Source organism: Mycobacterium sp. E2733 (assembly GCF_001667585.1).
Classification (GTDB): Bacteria; Actinomycetota; Actinomycetes; order Mycobacteriales; family Mycobacteriaceae; genus Mycobacterium.
In genome coordinates this window covers 59,596-77,000 of sequence record NZ_LZJZ01000135.1, presented here as the reverse complement: position 1 = coordinate 77,000, position 17,405 = coordinate 59,596, and the positions used below count along the sequence as shown (strand labels likewise).

General features: G+C 67.2%; 15 protein-coding genes. 7 read left to right on the top strand and 8 right to left on the bottom strand.

Going from position 1 to position 17,405, the window contains the following annotated elements:
* The first annotated feature begins 365 nt into the window (after positions 1–365).
* On the top strand, positions 366–1,172 hold the full coding sequence (locus tag A5678_RS24860) for a DUF1906 domain-containing protein (protein WP_068048412.1): 807 nt from the start codon (positions 366–368) through the stop codon (positions 1,170–1,172).
* Positions 1,173–1,313: 141 nt separating this feature from the next.
* Here A5678_RS24860 and katG read toward each other — a convergent pair whose 3' ends face one another.
* From katG to A5678_RS24845, 3 genes are all read right to left on the bottom strand, one after another.
* The gene (gene katG, locus A5678_RS24855; protein WP_068048406.1) at positions 1,314–3,554 is read right to left on the bottom strand and encodes a catalase/peroxidase HPI; all 2,241 of its coding nucleotides are present in this window, start codon (positions 3,552–3,554) and stop codon (positions 1,314–1,316) included.
* Between the two features lie 34 nt (positions 3,555–3,588).
* A complete protein-coding gene (locus A5678_RS24850; RefSeq protein ID WP_068048403.1) occupies positions 3,589–4,029 on the bottom strand; it encodes a Fur family transcriptional regulator in 441 nt (146 codons plus the stop codon).
* 94 nt (positions 4,030–4,123) lie between these two features.
* The gene (locus A5678_RS24845) at positions 4,124–5,410 is read right to left on the bottom strand and encodes an Ig-like domain-containing protein (protein ID WP_068048400.1); all 1,287 of its coding nucleotides are present in this window, start codon (positions 5,408–5,410) and stop codon (positions 4,124–4,126) included.
* Between the two features lie 131 nt (positions 5,411–5,541).
* Between A5678_RS24845 and A5678_RS24840 the strand changes: the two genes are divergently transcribed.
* Together A5678_RS24840 and A5678_RS24835 are read left to right on the top strand one after the other, a co-directional pair.
* Positions 5,542–6,351, top strand: a complete 810-nt coding sequence (locus A5678_RS24840; protein WP_068048395.1) for a hypothetical protein — start codon at positions 5,542–5,544, stop codon at positions 6,349–6,351.
* 59 nt (positions 6,352–6,410) lie between these two features.
* Positions 6,411–7,916, top strand: a complete 1,506-nt coding sequence (locus tag A5678_RS24835; protein ID WP_068048393.1) for an FAD-dependent oxidoreductase — start codon at positions 6,411–6,413, stop codon at positions 7,914–7,916.
* 15 nt (positions 7,917–7,931) lie between these two features.
* Here the strand turns inward: A5678_RS24835 and A5678_RS24830 are convergent, their stop codons facing one another.
* On the bottom strand, positions 7,932–8,975 hold the full coding sequence (locus A5678_RS24830) for a bifunctional 2-polyprenyl-6-hydroxyphenol methylase/3-demethylubiquinol 3-O-methyltransferase UbiG (RefSeq protein ID WP_068048390.1): 1,044 nt from the start codon (positions 8,973–8,975) through the stop codon (positions 7,932–7,934).
* Positions 8,976–9,031: 56 nt separating this feature from the next.
* The gene (locus tag A5678_RS24825; protein ID WP_068048388.1) at positions 9,032–10,213 is read right to left on the bottom strand and encodes a glycosyltransferase; all 1,182 of its coding nucleotides are present in this window, start codon (positions 10,211–10,213) and stop codon (positions 9,032–9,034) included.
* 381 nt (positions 10,214–10,594) lie between these two features.
* On the opposite strand from A5678_RS24825, the gene A5678_RS24820 reads away from it, so the two are divergent.
* From A5678_RS24820 to A5678_RS24805, 4 genes are all read left to right on the top strand, one after another.
* Positions 10,595–11,929: a PPE domain-containing protein gene (locus tag A5678_RS24820; protein WP_068048385.1), complete on the top strand. Its 1,335-nt coding sequence runs from the start codon at positions 10,595–10,597 to the stop codon at positions 11,927–11,929.
* A 261-nt stretch (positions 11,930–12,190) separates the two neighbouring features.
* A complete protein-coding gene (locus A5678_RS24815) occupies positions 12,191–12,967 on the top strand; it encodes a C39 family peptidase (RefSeq protein ID WP_068048383.1) in 777 nt (258 codons plus the stop codon).
* Between the two features lie 201 nt (positions 12,968–13,168).
* Positions 13,169–13,492, top strand: a complete 324-nt coding sequence (locus tag A5678_RS24810) for a DUF732 domain-containing protein (RefSeq protein ID WP_068048379.1) — start codon at positions 13,169–13,171, stop codon at positions 13,490–13,492.
* Between the two features lie 89 nt (positions 13,493–13,581).
* Complete coding sequence (locus tag A5678_RS24805) at positions 13,582–14,427, top strand: MOSC domain-containing protein (RefSeq protein WP_068048376.1); 846 nt, start codon at positions 13,582–13,584, stop codon at positions 14,425–14,427.
* 5 nt (positions 14,428–14,432) lie between these two features.
* Here A5678_RS24805 and A5678_RS24800 read toward each other — a convergent pair whose 3' ends face one another.
* The 3 genes from A5678_RS24800 to A5678_RS24790 are packed head-to-tail and all read right to left on the bottom strand — an operon-like array spanning position 14,433 to position 17,332.
* Positions 14,433–15,701 (bottom strand): cytochrome P450, encoded by a 1,269-nt coding sequence (locus tag A5678_RS24800; RefSeq protein ID WP_068048372.1) that lies wholly within the window; start codon positions 15,699–15,701, stop codon positions 14,433–14,435.
* A gap of 15 nt (positions 15,702–15,716) precedes the next feature.
* A complete protein-coding gene (locus A5678_RS24795) occupies positions 15,717–17,120 on the bottom strand; it encodes an NAD(P)/FAD-dependent oxidoreductase (RefSeq protein WP_068048367.1) in 1,404 nt (467 codons plus the stop codon).
* Positions 17,117–17,332 (bottom strand): ferredoxin, encoded by a 216-nt coding sequence (locus A5678_RS24790; RefSeq protein WP_068048364.1) that lies wholly within the window; start codon positions 17,330–17,332, stop codon positions 17,117–17,119. Before A5678_RS24790 ends, A5678_RS24795 begins: the two co-directional genes overlap by 4 nt.
* Positions 17,333–17,405: the final 73 nt, after the last annotated feature.

Below are 17,405 nucleotides of genomic sequence, written 5' to 3'. Positions count from 1 at the left end.
CTCTTCTTTGCTGGTGAATGACCGCGGAATGGCGCCGAATCCATCGCGGTCAACGGGCTCCCGAACCCCGCGACAGCAAACTGGACATGTGTCCAGACTATAGTTCGATCACCTAATCGAGCGCAACGAGCCCGGGCGTCACCGGCTCCCGGGTAAACGGTCCCACGGAAATCCGACACCCAAGGATCATGCCACTCGGCCCCGAACGGGATTTGAACCGTTCCGCCGGCCTGAGCGCCGAGCAGGTATCTGACGCTATACCCAGCCCCGGATGCGAGCAGGTGCGCGATCCTGTGGAGCCGGCTTCCGATGTCACGGCGGGCCGGGCCGGGCCGCAATTCTGCGCTGTTTGTTACCATCGCGCGGTGCAGGATTCGGCTGCATCACGCGAGTGCGGCGGACGGCGATGGGTGTCGAGGCGCGACGTCCTGAAATTTGCCGTGGCGCCGGCTTTACTCGGCTTCGGAACGCTGGCGAGCAACTCCGAGGGGCCGAGGGCATTCGCCGCCGACATGCGGCTCATCGATTTCGCCGAGCGCAGGATCGCGCCGAACGAGATCAAATCGGCGGGCTATGGCGGAGTCGTTAATTACGTTTCGGAGTCACGGCCGGGCGCGAATTTCGAGGCCAAGCCCATCACCCGCGAGTACGCGGACGCGCTGCGTGCGGCGGGGCTTCAGATCGTCAGTAACTTCCAGTACGGCAAACCCGGATGGCCTGACCCTTCGGACTACACGCGCGGCTACGACGGGGGCGTGGCCGACGCGCAGACAGCGTCACGGCTACACGCCGCCGCCGGGGGTCCGGCCTCGGCGCCGATCTTCTTCAGCGTCGACGACAACATCGACGAGAACACGTGGAATGGCCCTGCGGTGCAATGGTTTCGGGGCATCAACTCGGCGCTGGGGGTCGGCCGCACCGGCATTTATGGGCATGCCCGTGCCTGCGGGTGGGCGATCCGCGACGGCGTGATTGGGAACTCGAGCACGCCCGGGCACCGGTGGGCGTGGCAAACGAGGTCGTGGTCGAACGGGGAGCGCGAACCGGCGGCGGTGCTGTATCAGGCCGTGGTCAACAGCCCGTCTAACCCGAGTCCGCTGCTGGGCGGGATCAACGTCGATATCGATGACGTCCTCGCGCCCGACTTCGGCCAATGGGACTTCGCGCGCTGACCGAGACATAAACCCTTGCGACCGTCCGCGGGGCGTGTCATGTGCGTGGTTTGTGTGTCGCGGCATGACCGGCGCTTGACGCTCTCAACGCGCGACACCCCGCGGGCCGATGGCCCACGGGGTGTCGCTTGCTTCCGGCCTTTACTTCAGGTCGAACCGGTCCGCGTTCATGACCTTCACCCAGGCCGCGACGAAGTCCTCGACGAACTTCCCCGCGTTGTCGTCCTGGGCATAGACCTCGGCCAGTCCGCGCAGCACCGAGTTCGACCCGAACACCAGGTCGTTGGCCGTGGCCGTCCACTTCTTCTGTCCCGTGGAGCGGTCGACGACCTCGTAGACGTTCTCCGCCGACTCGGACGCCTTCCATGCGTTGTCCATGTCGAGCAGGTTGACGAAGAAGTCGTTGGTCAGCGTGCCCGGCCGATCGGTGAACACACCGTGCTTGCTGCCGCCGTGGTTGGCACCGAGGGCACGCAGGCCGCCGACGAGCACCGTCATCTCCGGACCGGTCACGCCCAGCAGGTAAGCCCGCTCGTGCAGCAACTGCTCCAGCGGCGCCTTCTCGCCGGCGCGGATGTAGTTGCGGAACCCGTCGGCCCGCGGTTCGAGCACCGCGAACGACTCCACGTCGGTGTTCTCCTGGGAGGCATCGGTCCGCCCCGGCGCGAAGTGCACCGTGATCTCGTAGCCGGCGTCCTTGGCCGCCTTCTCGACCGCCGCGGATCCGGCCAGCACGATCAGGTCGGCCAACGAGATCTTCTTGCCGCCCGACGCAGACGCGTTGAAGTCCTCCTGGATCTTCTCCAGCACGGGCAACACCTTGTCCAGCTCCGATGGCTCGTTGACCTCCCAGCTGCGCTGCGGCTCGAGGCGCAGCCGGGCCCCGTTCGCGCCGCCCCGCTTGTCGGTGCGCCGGAAGCTGGACGCCGCGGACCAGGCGGTCTTGACCAGCTGCTGAACCGACAGACCCGACCCGAGGACCTTGCTCTTCAGCGCCGCGACATCGTTATCGTCGACCAGCTCATGGTCGACGGCCGGAACCGGGTCCTGCCATAGCTGCGGCTCCGGAATCCACGGCCCGAGGTAGCGGCTGATCGGCCCCATGTCGCGGTGCAGCAGCTTGTACCAGGCCTTGGCGAACGCCTCGGTCAGCTCTTCGGGGTGGTCCAGCCAGCGCCGCGTGATGTCCCGATAGATGGGGGACTCGCGCAACGAGATGTCGGTGACGAGCATCGTCGGGGCGCGGCCGGGCCCGCCGAACGGGTCGGGGATGGTGCCCGCACCGGCGCCGTCCTTGGCGACGAACTGCCAGGCATCGCCCGGGCTCTTGGTCAGCTCCCACTCGTAGCCGTACAGCGTCTCCAGGAAAGTGTTGTCCCACTTGGTCGGCGTCGGCGTCCAGACGACCTCCAGGCCGCTGGTGATGGCATCCTTGCCGACACCGGTGCCATACGAGCTCTTCCAGCCCAGCCCCTGCTGTTCGATCGGGGCGGCCTCCGGCTCGGGTCCGACCAGATCGCCGCTGCCGGCGCCGTGGGTCTTGCCGAAGCTGTGCCCGCCGACGATGAGCGCGGCGGTCTCCTCGTCGTTCATCGCCATCCGCCCGAAGGTCTCTCGGATGTCGATCGCGGCGGCGATGGGGTCCGGTTTGCCTTCGGGGCCTTCGGGATTGACGTAGATCAGACCCATCGTGGTTGCGCCATACGGCTGGGCGAGGTCACGCTCGCCGGAGTAGCGCTTGTTGGTGCCCAGCCATTCGTCCTCTTCGCCCCAGAGCATTTCCTCGGGCTCCCAGACGTCCTCGCGGCCGAAGCCGAAGCCGAAGGTCTTGAACCCGAACGACTCCAGGGCGCAGTTGCCGGCGAAGATGATCAGGTCCGCCCAGGAGATCTTGTTTCCGTACTTCTTCTTGACCGGCCACAGCAGCCGGCGCGCCTTGTCCAGGCTGACATTGTCTGGCCAGCTGTTGATCGGCGCGAAGCGCTGCATACCCTGACCGCCGCCGCCGCGGCCGTCGTGAATGCGGTAGGTGCCCGCGGCGTGCCAGCTCATCCGGATGAACAGGCCGCCGTAGGTGCCGTAGTCGGCGGGCCACCAGTCCTGGGAGTTGGTCATCACCGCCATCACGTCCGCCTTGAGCGCGTCGACGTCAAGCTTGGCGAACTCCGCGGCGTAGTCGAAGTCGTCGCCGAGCGGGTTGGACTGCGGGTTGTGCGGTTGCAGCGTCGACACGTCGATCTGGTCCGGCCACCAGTCCCGGTTCGTCAGGGGCGCATTCGATTTCGGCTTGGGGGAGGCGATTGCGGGGTTTTCGCTTTCGCTGGTGCTAGCCGTCTTGCTGTCTTCATGCGGTGGACGGCCTTGGGAGATATCGGATGACACAGCATTCCTTTCTTAGGGGTGATTGGGCTGCGATCTAGGAATCTGCAGTCGAACAGTCGGGGCAAACGCCCCAGTAGATGACCTCGGCCTCGTCGAGGACGAAGCCATCCAGAACGTCGTTGTCGTCAGACGGGGTGAGGCAGGGCGCCTCACCGAGCGCGCAGTCGATGTCGGCGATGACGCCGCAGGACCGGCACACGACGTGGTGGTGGTTGTCGCCAACTCGCGATTCATAGCGGGCGACCGATCCGGAGGGCTGGATCCGGCGGACCAAGCCCACCGTGCTCAGCGCGTTGAGCACGTCGTATACGGCCTGGCGGGAGACATCGGGCAGGCCGACGCGCACCGCCGAGAAGATTGTCTCGGTGTCCGAGTGCGGGTGGGCATCCACCGCCTCCAGCACGGCGACCCTGGGGCGGGTCACCCGGAGATCGGCCATCCGCAGTCGCTCCGCGTAATCGGCCGTCGATGACACCGCACCAATATGACGCACTTATCTGGAACGAGTCAAGAGTTTACTGTGAAGTGGGGCACAACTCGCGGTGACGAATGAGCTACGTCACGCCGGTTCAGGTCGGCCTCAGCGCGCTGCCTTTGCGCCAGTCGTCCCAGCTGAGTGTCCAGTCGCCGTTCTGCGCCAGCGTCAACGGCGGACCGCCGCTGTTGCGGACCTCGACCACATCGCCAGGCACGGAGAAGTCGTAGAACCACTTCGCGTTGTCGGCGTTGAGGTTCAGGCATCCGTGCGAGGTGTCCTGATGGCCCTGGGCCCACACCGTGGCGTCGAGCTCATGCAGATAGATGCCGTCGGTGCTGATCTTGGTGGCGTAGTTGATCGTTTCGCGGTAGCCCAGGCGGGAGTTCTTCGGCAGCCCGAACGTCGAGGAGTCCATGACGACCGGGTTGCCCTTGTCGAGCACGGTGTAGATGCCGGGGGGCGTCCACAACGAGATGCTCTTGCCGCCCACATTTTCGGTGCCGCCCATCCCCATCGAGGTGGGCATGGTGCGGACCAGGACTCCGTTGTTGAAGACGCTGACTTGTTTGGTGGCGTCGTCGGCGATGGAGACGTGCGCGTCGCCGATCCGGAACGACACCTTGGTGTCGTCCTGCCCGAATAGGCCGCCGCCCAAAGCGATTCCGTAAATCTTGGCTTCGGCGGTGACGGTCGTGCCGGGCGCGTAGTAGTGCTCCGGCCGCCAGTGGGCGGTTTGGTCGTCGACCCAGAACCACGACCCCTCCACCTTGGGGTCGGTGGTCACCGCGAGGTGCCGCTCGGCTTCGGCGCGGTCGGAGATCTGCTCGTCGAAGTGGGCGACGACCACCGTGCCGACCCCATAGGTGCCGCCGTCTTTCAGGGCGGCCTCCGACGTGGTGGTGAACGAGACCTTGGTCTGGTTGGACGGTTTCAGCGTCGAAAAGGACGAAACTTGCGTCGATGCAACGCCATTGGGGCCCCGGCTGGTGACCGTCAAGGTGTAGGTGCGGCCGTAGCCCAGGGGGACGGTGGGCTTCCATACGGTGTTGTCCGGTGTCATGACACCCTGCACCGACTTGCCGCTCTCGTTGACCATGCGGACGTCGGTCAGCGTTCCCGCGTCGGCCTTGACCATTACGTGCGCGAGGGGATCGACGTCGTGCGCATCGGGTCCGGGCGTGATCGTGATTTGCGCCGGCCCGGCGGTTTTCGACGAGGCGCCGCGGTGACCGCAGCCACCGCCGAAGCAGTGCAGCGATGCCGCAATGACGACGGCGCCCACGACCGCGACGACCACCAGCGCGGCAATCAGCAATCGGCGGGCTTTGCGATCCGCGAGGGCCCGGCGAACGGACCGGTCGCTGGTATTGGGCGTCATTGAGCTGTCGGGTCCTTGAGTTCTGTTGGTTGCCGGGTCGAATCGCTGCCCGGCACGACAATGTTGTCCATCAGGTGCCACGGACGTGCGGTTTTTAAACCGACCCGCGCAAGCGCGGGGATCATGGCGTCATGGCCGACGATGAGCTCGACAGTCTGTACTCGGCGCCGCCGAAGGATTTCACCGCGCAGCGCAGCAAGTTAGCCGCCGCGGCCAAGCGCCGCGGGGACGACGCGGGCGCCAAGCGGATTTCGGCGGCCAACAAACCGACCACCGCGGCATGGATCGTCAATCGGCTCGCGCTGCGCCACACCGACACCAAACGGCGCCTGGCCGACCTGGGCGACCGGCTGCGCGCCGCGCACGCCGCGATGGAAGGCGCGCGTATCCGGGACTTGTCCGCCGAGCAGCATCAGTTGGTCGGCGAGCTCACTCGCGCCGCGCTGCAAGCGGCCGACGTCAGCAACCCGTCCGCGGCGGTGCGCGAGGACATCGCCAGCACGCTCCAAGCGGCCATCGCGGACCCCGAGGTCAGGGAACGGCTCGGCCGGCTGGCCCGGCCCGAGCAGTGGTCGGGTTTCGGCGACTTCGGCGCCGCGGCGCCCGTGACGACGACCGCCCGGGCCGCGAAGGCGAACGAGCGGTCCACGCCGTCGCGGCCACAGCCCGCGCGCGACGCGGCCGCGCAGCGGCGGCTCGAGAAACTGACCGCAGCCGTGGGGGCCGCCGAGCGCAACCAGGCCGACGCCGAGACCAGGCTGTCGGACCGCCGGGCCGAGCGTGTCGCTGCCCGGCAGCGTCGTGACGAGGCGCTGGCGGCTCTGCGAACCGCCGAGCGCGAACTCGAACGCGCCGAAGCGGATTACGACCGGGCCAAGGACGCCAGCCGTGCCGCGGGGGAATCGGTCAAAGAGGCGAAAGCGCAGTTGAGGCGGGGCTGACGGCGGCCGCCGGGTCGCGGTGGTGTTTCCCCGTGTGCAGCCGGGGTATTAGGCCACGCGTGACGTCTTTATGGTTGGCCGATCGGGCCGAACAGCCTTGGGCCGCAAGCGAGCTTGACGAGGGTTCCCGTTCGGCGGATGTCATTGTCGTGGGTGCCGGCATTACCGGGTTGATGACCGCGGTTCTGCTGGCCCGCGCCGGCAAGGACGTGCTGGTGCTCGAAGCGCGCACGGTGGGCGCCTGCGCCACCGGAAACACCACCGCAAAGATCAGCTTGCTGCAGGGCACCCACCTGTCGAAGATCCTGCCCAGGCACGGCAGAGAACTGGCCCGCGCCTACGTCGACGGGAATCGCGAGGGCCAGGACTGGGTGGTCGATTACTGCGAGTCGCATGGCGTAGCGGTGCAGCGCGAGGACGCCTACACCTATGCCCAGTCCGTCAAAGGAGTTCCGTCCGCTCGCCTTGAGCTGAAGGCGTGCCAGGCCGTGGGCCTGCCCGCCGTCTGGGACGACGACGCCGGCGTGCCGTTCCCGTATCACGGTGGGGTGCGGCTGCCCGACCAGGCGCAGTTCGATCCCATGCGGTTCCTGGACGCGCTGGCCACCGAGTTGCTCAACCGCGGCGGGCGGCTGGTCGAGCACACGCGAGTCCGGCGGGTGTCCAGCCGCGGCGAACGGGTGCGTGTGCACGTCAACGACGCCGCCCAGCGCGACGTCGAGCTGCAAGCCGGGCAGCTCGTCCTCGCCACCGGCGTCCCGATCCTGGATCGCGGCGGATATTTCGCGCGCGTCAAGCCCAGCCGGTCCTACTGCATGGCGTTCAAGGTCCCCGGCAACATCACCCGGCCGATGATGATCTCCACCGACTCGCCGACCCGCTCGGTGCGCTATGCGCCCGTCGCGGACGGGGAGCGGCTGATCGTCGGCGGGGCGGGCCACACCGTGGGACGCAAGAAGAGCCCGTCCAAGGCGCTCGAGGAACTGGCGTCGTGGGCCCGCACGCACTATCCGGGTGCCGAGCAGACGCATTTCTGGTCGGCGCAGGATTACACGCCCATCGACCAGCTGCCCTACGTCGGGCCAATCTTGCCCAGGACCGAAACCATTTTCGTGGCAACGGGATTCAACAAGTGGGGGATGACGAATGGCGCCGCCGCGGCGTTGGCGCTGTCGAGCCGCATCCTGGGTGGACGGATGGACTGGGCCAGAGCGTTCGCCAGCTGGAGCCCGCACGAGTTGTCCGGTCTGCCGACCGCCATGCAGGCCAACCTGGAGGTGGGACTCGATCTCGCCAAGGGCTGGATCACCCCACTGCTGCGCACCGGTCGCCGCAGCCCCGGGGCCGGCGAGGGCGGCGTGGTCAGCGGGCCGCCGTGGCACCTGGAAGCGCGCTGCAGCGTCAACGGCACCGAGTATCGCGTCTCGCCGGTGTGCCCGCACCTCGGGGGGATCGTGAACTGGAACGACGCCGACCAGGCGTGGGAATGCCCGCTGCACGGGTCGCGCTTCGCCCCGGACGGCACGCTGCTCGAGGGTCCGGCCACCCGCGACTTGACCGCCTAGGAACCAGCGAAAGGCTCAATCCGTCTTTCGGTAGACGAGCCAGCGCAACTCGATCGGCGAGTGCTCACGATCGACGTCGAACACATCGAGGCCGTTGGCCCATCCCTCGAACCAGCCCGTCGGCGGCCACGCACCCTCGGGCAGGTGCGCCTTCTCGTATTCGTAGGCGGAATCGTCGGCAACCAGGTCGAGGGGCAGCCCCGCCGCCGCGGTGACCAGCTGGTCGCGGGTATAGATCATGGTGTTGCACTGCTGACCGAGTTGCACCGCAGTGTCGTCGGGGACGTAACCCTCGCGGGGCAAGAAGGCGTTGAAAAGCAAACGGCCTCCGGGAGCCAGGCATTCGGCGGCGAGTTCGAACACGCCCCGCAATTCGTGTGTCGTTCGGAAGTCGGGCACCACCTCGGAGAGCACCATCAGTTGGTATTCGTCATGGACGCTTTCCATCGCGGTGAAGACATCGCTCTGAATCACGTGCACGCCCAGCGATTCGCTCTGTGCCGCCGAGCCCATGACGTCGGCGAGCTTCGCCGCGATCTCGACTGCGTCCACCGGGTGGCCGCGGCGGGCCAGGGCGAGGGCGTTGCGCCCGGTTCCCGCTCCGACATCAAGCACGCGGCAGGTCGTCGGGTCGGCCGCCTCGGCGGCCAGCGCCAACACCCGCGCGTCGGGCTCGGTGCCGAACAGCGGCGGCGGACGTACCGCCACCCATTCGTCGTAGTCGGCATCGAGCGTCCGCCATTCGGCTTTGACGCGGATGTTCACGTTCGTCCCGAAGGGTGCGTGAAACGAGATGACGATGTCCGAACGGGGAGAGGCCTTGAAACCCGTCGACAGCTCTGCCTCGAGCGCCTTCCTGAGCTGAGACGACTGTTCGGGCGTATGCCAGACGCCCAGCGTGGCACAGACGTTGCCGCATAACTGGACGTACTCGTCGAGCAAGCTCGGGACGGCCGGCACCCTGATGTGCCCTTCGGCCGACGAACGGCGATACCACCGCCTGACCATCGCTTCGTAAAGCACCGACGGGTCGAACGAGCCGGGTGGCGGTTCTTGCACCAGAACCTTCTACACGACCCGGCCGCTTTGCACCACTGATCGGAGCGACGCGTCGGTCAGTCCGAGCGGGCGGCGTCTTCGAGGAGGTCGGCGGCCTGCGCGACGCTTTCGGTGGGCTTGGTCATCTGAGCGGCGACTTCGCGGGCGCGAGCAGCGCATTCCGGGGTCAGGACGGAGCGTAGGTCGGCGACCAGCGAGTCCAAAGTGCTGTCCAGGAAGCGCCGTCCCGCACCGACTTTCAGACGTTTCACGGCCTCCGCCCACATCGGCTGATCCCATACCGTCCAGAGGATGAGCGTGGGAACTCCAGCGCGCAGGGCCGCCGCCGTGGTGCCCGAGCCGCCGTGGTGGACCACGGCCCGGCACGCGGGGAAGACGGCTGCGTAATTCAGCGCGTCCACCACCTTGACGTGGTCGAACCGCGGAACCCCGCCGAAGTCGTTCGCCCCCGCACAGATCAACGCCCGCTCACCCAATCGCGCGCAGGCGGCGCTGATGACGGCGACGGTCTCGGCGGGCGAGTCGATGGGCGTGCTGCCGAAGCCGAAGTAGATCGGCGGCGTGCCGGCCGCAATCCAGGACAAGACCTCGTCGTCGGCATCCGTCGCCAACTCCAGCGTCAGCGACCCTACGAAGGGCCGTCGCCCAGCCGGCTCCACCCATTCGGCCGCCGGGCCGGGCAAGCAGAGCTCGTCGTATGTCTGAAGTTCGAGCAATCCATCTTCGGCGTGCGCCGCCGGGTTGGGCGCCTCGGACAAGCCAAGAGCACGGCGTTGGGCGTCCCCGGCGTCCCTCGTGATGCCCGTATACAGTTCGCTCGACGGCATGATCCGCGCCGGGAAGACGTGCAGCGCGGCGAGCGGAATCCCGTGATATTCGGCGACATTGGCGGCCAGCGCCTGGTCGTTCATGTGCGCCAGGAGCAGGTCGGCCCCCTTGGCCAGCGATGTCAGCGTCGCGGTCTTCTCCGTCCAGATCCGGGTGACACGCTCGGCCGCTTGTGACAGCGCGCTGATCCCATACTGAAAGCGGCTGAGAAATTCCGCGGCCGCATTCATCGAGCCCTGCGTATCCGGCCCATAGGCGACGGCAGCGAGTCCCGCCGACTCGACAAAGCCGACCTTGTCCGGCGGGACGGCCAGTTGCACGTGGTGACCCCGACGCGACAGCTCCCGGCCGAAGGCCGCGCAGGGCTCGATGTCGCCCCGTCCCCCGTAGCTTGCCAGTACGAATTTCATTCACTCCGACCTAACTCGCGGTGACGGTGTCGATCCAAGCAGACCGCCGTGTCCGGCCGGTGGGCGCGCGCCTTACCGGGCCCGCACCACAGAGGAGTGGCCAGCCCGGTGGTGTTGACGGGTTTCCCTGCGATACAGCGGTAACTTGTCGGTGCGCCGGGGCAACCCCATGTCGTTGAACTCCTGGTCACCGCCCATCCCCGAGCGTCCGCGGCGAAGGCTCCGCGGCTACGTGGCAGGACTCGGTCACGTGTTGTTGCGGTGCCTGTACTACATAGAATGATCAAGATTTGTTTGCTGTCCATTGGGCAACTCCACTACGGCCAGCAACTAGCCGTTAACACTGTGGCCACCCGTTGAACCGTCCGGAGGAGATGACTCATGGATTTCGCAGCACTACCTCCGGAAATCAACTCCGGGCGGATGTATACCGGGCCGGGGGCGGCGCCGATGCTGGCCGCCGCGATGGCCTGGGACGCGCTGGCCGTCGCGCTGCATTCCGCGGCGGACTCGTATCAGGCGGAGGTGACGGCGTTGACGGGCGGGCCATGGCTGGGGCCATCGGCGGCGGCCATGTCGACCGCGGCCGCCGGCTACGTGGCCTGGACACGGACTGCCGCGGCCCAGGCCGAACAGACCGCCACCCAGGCTAAAGCCGCGGCTGCGGCGTACGAGGCGGCATTCGCGGAATCGGTGCCGCCGCCCGTCATCGCGGCCAACCGCAGCCTGCTGATGTCTCTGATTGCGACGAACATATTGGGGCAGAACACTCCGGCGATTGCGACCACCGAGGCGCAGTACTCGGAGATGTGGGCCCAAGATGCCGGGGCCATGTACGGCTACGCGGCTTCTGCGGCGGCGGCGGCGAGGCTGACACCGTTCGCCTCGCCCCAAGAGAGCACCGATTCTGGCGGGACGGTGCGGCAAGCGGCCGCCCTCAACCAGGCCGCCGGCCTCTCGGCCGGAAAGGTCCAGAGCGCCATCTCGCCGACCCAGCAGGCCCTCAACACGACGCCCAACGCGCTGCTCAGCCTCGCGAGCCCCCTCGACCTGGGCTTTGGCGGGCGCGACCTGCTCGGCCTGGCGGCGGACCTGAGTGCGGTGTTCGTCGACCCTGAAGTCGGGACGGCCGGACTCGCTGCCGCCGTAGTCGCGCTTCCCTACGACGTTTCCGGCGCTCTGACCGGTTTTCACACCGATGACATCGTCAGCGGCTGGGCAGGGATTCAGGCCTGGCCCGGGTCAGCGCCAGTGCCGCCCACCCCTTTCCCGGTGATCACCAACCTCGCGGGCGGGTCCGCGGCAACAGCGAGCCTGGGTCAGGCGAACGTGGTCGGCGGTTTGTCGGTCCCGCCGGGCTGGGCGGCGGCGGCCCCCGCGGTACGCCCGGCCGCCCTGGCCTTGCCGGCCGCCACCGTCGGCGCCGCCGCGCAGGCCTCGTCGGGCGGCTCCGGAAGCCTGTTCGGGGAGATGGCCGCGGCGAGCATGGCCGGACGCGCCGTGGCCGGTACCACAGGCGCGGGTGTCGCGGGCCGCGCCGAACGGACGAGGGCCGCAACGAAAAAGGGCGCGCAGGATGCGGCGGCACAGGTTCCGGCGGGTGGCCCGATCACCAGCATCGCCGCCGAGCTGCGCGAGCTCGCATCCCTGCGCGACGCGGGAATCATCACCGAGGACGAATTCAACGAGCAAAAGCAACGCCTGCTCCCGCACTGACCCGGCCAAAGGGTAGTAACCGCCTCCCGTTTGAATGCCGCTTTCAAAACCGTCCAATATCGACAGATGTCACAGGCAATTATTTCGTATGCGTTTTGTACGTTGCTGCGTCAATTTGGAGATCGGTGACGGCCGGAACATATGAATTGTTGGGTTTGTAAGCGCCGCCTCACCCGGTACCGCATTACCGCCTATAAGGGCGAGCTGAAGTGTTACCGTTTGCACGCTCTCACGCTTTTCCGATGAACTTCGCGAGCACACATGTTCACTTCACGGACCGCGTCCAATGCCCGCGCCGCGATGGTGGCCGCGTGCGTCGGCCTTGCGGCCGCTTTTCCGGTTTCAGCGTGCCGCCCGGCCCCGCCCTCGACACCGCAAGCGATTGCGTCGTCGACGATCGTCGGCAGCCCCTCCAGCAATCCCATACCGACGCAGGCGGCCGGCGCGGCGCCGCCCACCGAAAGCGGCATCTATGGTGATCCCGCCGCTGCCGCAAAGTATTGGCAGCCGCAGTCACTCGAGGACAACTGCGGACTGATGTCGGTGGCGGACGTGGTCGGCGAGATCACCGGCCACGCGCCGACCGAGCAGCAGATGATCAAGCTGGGGGAGTCGACGCCCTCACAGACCAATTCCGGGCCCATCTACGCACCGCGCCATGACCCGAGCCACACCAACGGCGACGGCGGCATCGAAATGGCGGACGTCGTAGTGCTACTCGACCACTACGGCATCAAGTCGGAGATGACCTACGCCGCCCATCCGGATCAGACCGGACTACCCGCCCTGAAGCGGTACCTCGCCGACCACCGCAAGGTCATCGCCTGGGTCAACTCCGCCGTCATCTGGGACACCGGCGACCAGCGAACCAAGGCCGACCACTTCCTGGTCGTCACCGGTATCGATACCAATAGGGAGATCGTCCACCTCAACGACCCCGGCGCCGATCACCCCGACGAACAGGTCACCATCCCGACTTTTATCACCGGCTGGCAAACCGGACAGGAGTCGATTGTGGTCACCGCGACTCTTGGTTGAGCCGCGGCTTTCCCGGAACAGTTGAGCGGCCATGCCGCAGCGACCAATACCCGCGCCGGGGTGCCAGAAAAGTGATTCCCGCGGCTACGGGGAGCCGGCCCCAACCGGCCACAGCAATTTCCTTAGTTTTAATATTTCCGGCATCTCCCCACTTATATACTGACCCCACCCTCGGCACCGACAAGAAAAGAAGGGCACGAAATGGATGCATCGCGTTGGCTGGCCAAAGTGACCATTCCCGTCGTAGTTGGCGCTGCCCTCACCGCAACCGCTGCTATTGCCGCGGCCGACAGCACGGACGACGCATACATCGCAAAGCTGCACAACCTGGGATTCACCTGGCCGTCGGGGAGTGACTCCGACATGATCGCAATGGGGCATGCTGTCTGCGCCGACCGGATGGCCGGCAAAACACCGGATGCGATCGCCGCCGATCTGCACTCCAACATGAGCTCGAAAGGCTTCTCGTTCGCGGACATGACCGGCTGGGTCAGTGCGGCGGAATCGAGCTACTGCCCGGGCTGATCGCTTCCTGACCCACGGCCGGTTTCAACGCCCCTCCCGCATACGCTGAGCGGGATAGTTCGTGCGGTCTCGCCGAGTGGGGATGGGCAGTGGACGATTCGACGGCCTTATCAGGTTCCGCCGCGGTGGACATGCAGGTGCACAGCCTGCTCCGCTACCCGGTGAAGTCGATGCTCGGCGAAGCCGTGCTCAGCCTGTTCGTCGACGAGCACGGCGCCGAAGGCGACCGGCGGCTGGCGTTGCTCGACGCCGCCACCGGGCATGTAGCCAGCGCCAAGAACGCCCGGTTGTGGCGCGGCCTATTGAAGTGCACCGCCAACGCAGACGCCGGACGTGTGAACATCGGGCTGCCCGACGGCACCAGTGTGACGGCCGACGACCCCGGCATCGACGACCTGCTTTCCCGGCTGACGGGCCGGCCGGTCCGACTGGTCGCCCAGCGCCCAGAGGGCGCCACGCTGGTGCGTCCGGACCCGGAGAAGCTGCTCGAGCTGGGCTTGGACGCCGAGGTCGACGGCCGCATCCTGAAGATCGCGCAGGCGACCCCGGGCGACGCATTCACCGACGAGGCCCCACTGCACGCGATCACCACCGCCACGCTCGAGCACATCGGCGTCGAGGCGCTGCGGTACCGACCGAACCTGGTGATCGCGACCCCGCCGGACTACCCGCCCTACGCCGAAAACGATTGGATCGGTCGGGAAATCGCCGTCGGCGACGCGCGGCTGCGGGTCCTGACTGCCACGTCACGGTGCGTCGTACCCACCCTCGAGCACGGCCCACTGCCGCGCGCCCCGCAGGCACTTCGCACACCGGCAGCCGAAAATCGTTGGGACACAGGTGGCCACGGCCCACAACCGTGCGCGGGCGCGTATCTCGCGGTGGTGACGCAAGGCGTCATCCGCCTGGGTGACCGGGTCACCATCGGCCGGTAAGCGGATCAATCGACGATCGCCCCAAAATCCACCCAGAGATGGCGCGGCCCGCGGAACACCTGATTGTGCCGATACGGCGGCGGGTCGACCACCAATTCCGGAGAATCGACGCGCCGTACAAAGGTCTCGAGCGCCAGGTTGACCTCCAGGCGCGCCAGCGGCCCACCCATGCACGTGTGGATGCCACTGCCCCAACCGAAGTGCTCATTGTCTTCGCGCAGCGGGTCGAAGCGATCGGGACTGTCGAACCGGCGCGGATCCCGATTGGCCGCCGCGTAGATGAGGTGCACAGCGGACCCCGCCGGGATCACCGTCCCGCCCACCTCGATGTCGGCGGTGGCGCTGCGGCTGGGGAAGAATTGCACCGCTGACTGCAGCCGCTGCACTTCTTCGATCGTGCGCGGGATCAGCTCCGGGCGGTCGCGCACCAGATCCCACGAACCCGGATTGCGCAGCAATGTCATCACGCAGTTGGTGATGGTGTTGACCGTGGAGTCGTGGCCAGCGACCAGCAACAGCATCGCGTTGGACGTCGCCTCCTTGATCGACATGGGCCCGTCAGGTCCCTCGTCGTGCAGCAACTTGGACAGCAGTCCGTCGCCGGGGGACTTGGCGTACCTCTCTACCAAGCCGCCGAGATAGTCCAGCAACGCCGCGGTGCTGGCGCGGCCCTTCTCGGCCAGGGCGCGTCCCTCGTCGGTGACGCCCTCCGGGCCCAGATCGGTGCCCATCATGAAGTCGAAGATCCACGCGTGAAACATCGGCTCGTCTTCGACCGGCACGCCGAGGATCTTGCAGATGACCGCGACGGGGATCGGGTAGGCGAAGTCCTCCACGACGTCCAAGCGGTTTCCGCCCCGGGCTTTGACCTTGTCGAGCAGGCCACCGGCCAGCCCCACGACGAACGGTTCCATGCTGGGGATCAGGCCGGGGGAGTGCGGCGGCCCGAAGTGGCGCATCACCTGCCGGCGGGCCCGGTCGTGGTCGGGCGGGTCGGAGACGATGATGCTGGCCTCGCGCCCGTAGGCCTTCATGTGCTCGCCACCTGGTTCTGGTTCGCGTTTGTCGCCGCCGAGGCCGGCCGGGCTTCGGCTGATGTCGGAGCTGACCCGCGGGTCGTGGGCGAGGGCCAGCAGTTCTTGATAGCCGGTGACGACGTAGGTCTTGTCGGCCACCTTGGCCACCGGCGTCTTGCGCAGCTCCGCGAAATACGGGTAGGGGTTCGGGCGGTTCCCGAACTTCATCGCTTCGGCCCAGGCGGTTGCGGGGTCCATCGTCGTCTCCTACCGTCACCTGATCCGCGGCCGGAATTCGGCGCCACGCGAGGTCGGGTCGTGTCCGGTCAGCACCACGTCCGGCATGGCGGTCGGTTCACGCGGATCGGGGAACCGGGCCGGCATGGGCTCGAAGATGACCGGCCGGTCGTATCCCGGCGGGGGCGGCGGGAATGGCGCCGACCGCTCGATGAGCGAGGCGTAGTACGGCAACCATTTGCCGTGGTTGAACGTCACCGCCCCCACGATTCGGCCCCGGTAGCCGTAGGCGGCCGCGAAGCGGCGTTCCGTAATCGAACCCTGGGTGAAGACGATCTCGTCGCCGAAGGAGCACACTCCGACGCTCTTGATGTTGACACCGAACTGACCAGACCAGAACGACGGCAGCGGCAGGTGCGGCCGGCGCCCCAGCTCCAGGCTGATCATATTGTTGGCCGCCACCTCAGCGCCGAAAACCGCGTTGTCCCAATGTTCTTGGGACATGAACTGGTATTCGTACAGCACGTGCGGAGCACGCGCGACGTTCCCGGCGACGAAGATGTTATCGGTCACCACGCCGTTGATGTCGAACGCGCGGCAGCCGGCGTCACACGCCACGCCCCAAAACCCACTTGCCAGCTGCGCGCCGTCCAACCATTCCACGTTGCGGATCGAGCCCAGCGAGGCGACCACCACGTCGACGTCGAGCACGGTGCCGTCCGAGAGGCGGGCCGCGCGGACGTGACCGTCGGCGTCGCCGTCGAGGCCTTCGACCGCCACGCCGGTGCGCAGGTCGACACCCGCCTCGATCTGCATCCGTGCGGCGATGTCGCCGATCACGCCGCCGAGCGCCCCGACCAACGGCGCCTTGCCGCGCTCGGCGACCGTCACCGGCAAATCGAGGTCCCGACACACCGAGGCGATCTCGGAACCGACGAAACCGGATCCGACGATGAGGACCCGGCGCGGTCGGCCCTTCAGCGCGGCGGCCAACCTCGCGGCGTCGTCGCAGGTGCGCACCGTGAACAATCCGGTCAGGGCTGCCTCCTCCGGGTTGAACCAGGGGCGGGCCCTGGTCCCGGTGGCGATCAGCAGACGGTCGTAGCCGACCTTCTCGCCGTTGCCCAGCAATACTTGGCGGTTGGACCGATCCAATCCCACCGCCGCGACCCCCAACCGCCAGTCCGCGTCGACGGGTCGCAGGCGGGGCAGCTTCGTGCGGTCGGCGGGCACCCAACCCTTCAAGACCTGCTTGGACAGGGGCGGCCGGTCGTAGGGCTCGTGGGGCTCGTCACCGATGATGGTGAGTGGGCCGCGAAACCCCTTCTGCCGTAACGTTTCAGCCGCGCGCAGCCCGGCCAGTGAGGCGCCGACGATGACGATTCGCCCATCCGACTTGAACGAATCGACGAGCTGGCTGACGAGGGAAGCGGTGCTCACTTGGTATCCCGGTCAGCGGGCGGATCCACTTCGAGGATGATCGCCTGCACCGGACAGGAGGCCGCTGCGCGCAGCACGCGCAGACGCTGGGAGTCGTCGGGGTTGGGATCGTAGGCGAGCGCTTCTTCGCCGACGAGCCGCAGCACGTCGGGCGCCAGTGGGACACACTGCGCGTACCCCTGGCACTTGTTGAGATCGACGACCAGCCGCATGCTCCGACCTTCCGCCCGTCGGCTTCTAGCCCCTGCGGGCAGACTACTTCGCCGCGGCGGTCCGCTACGGAGT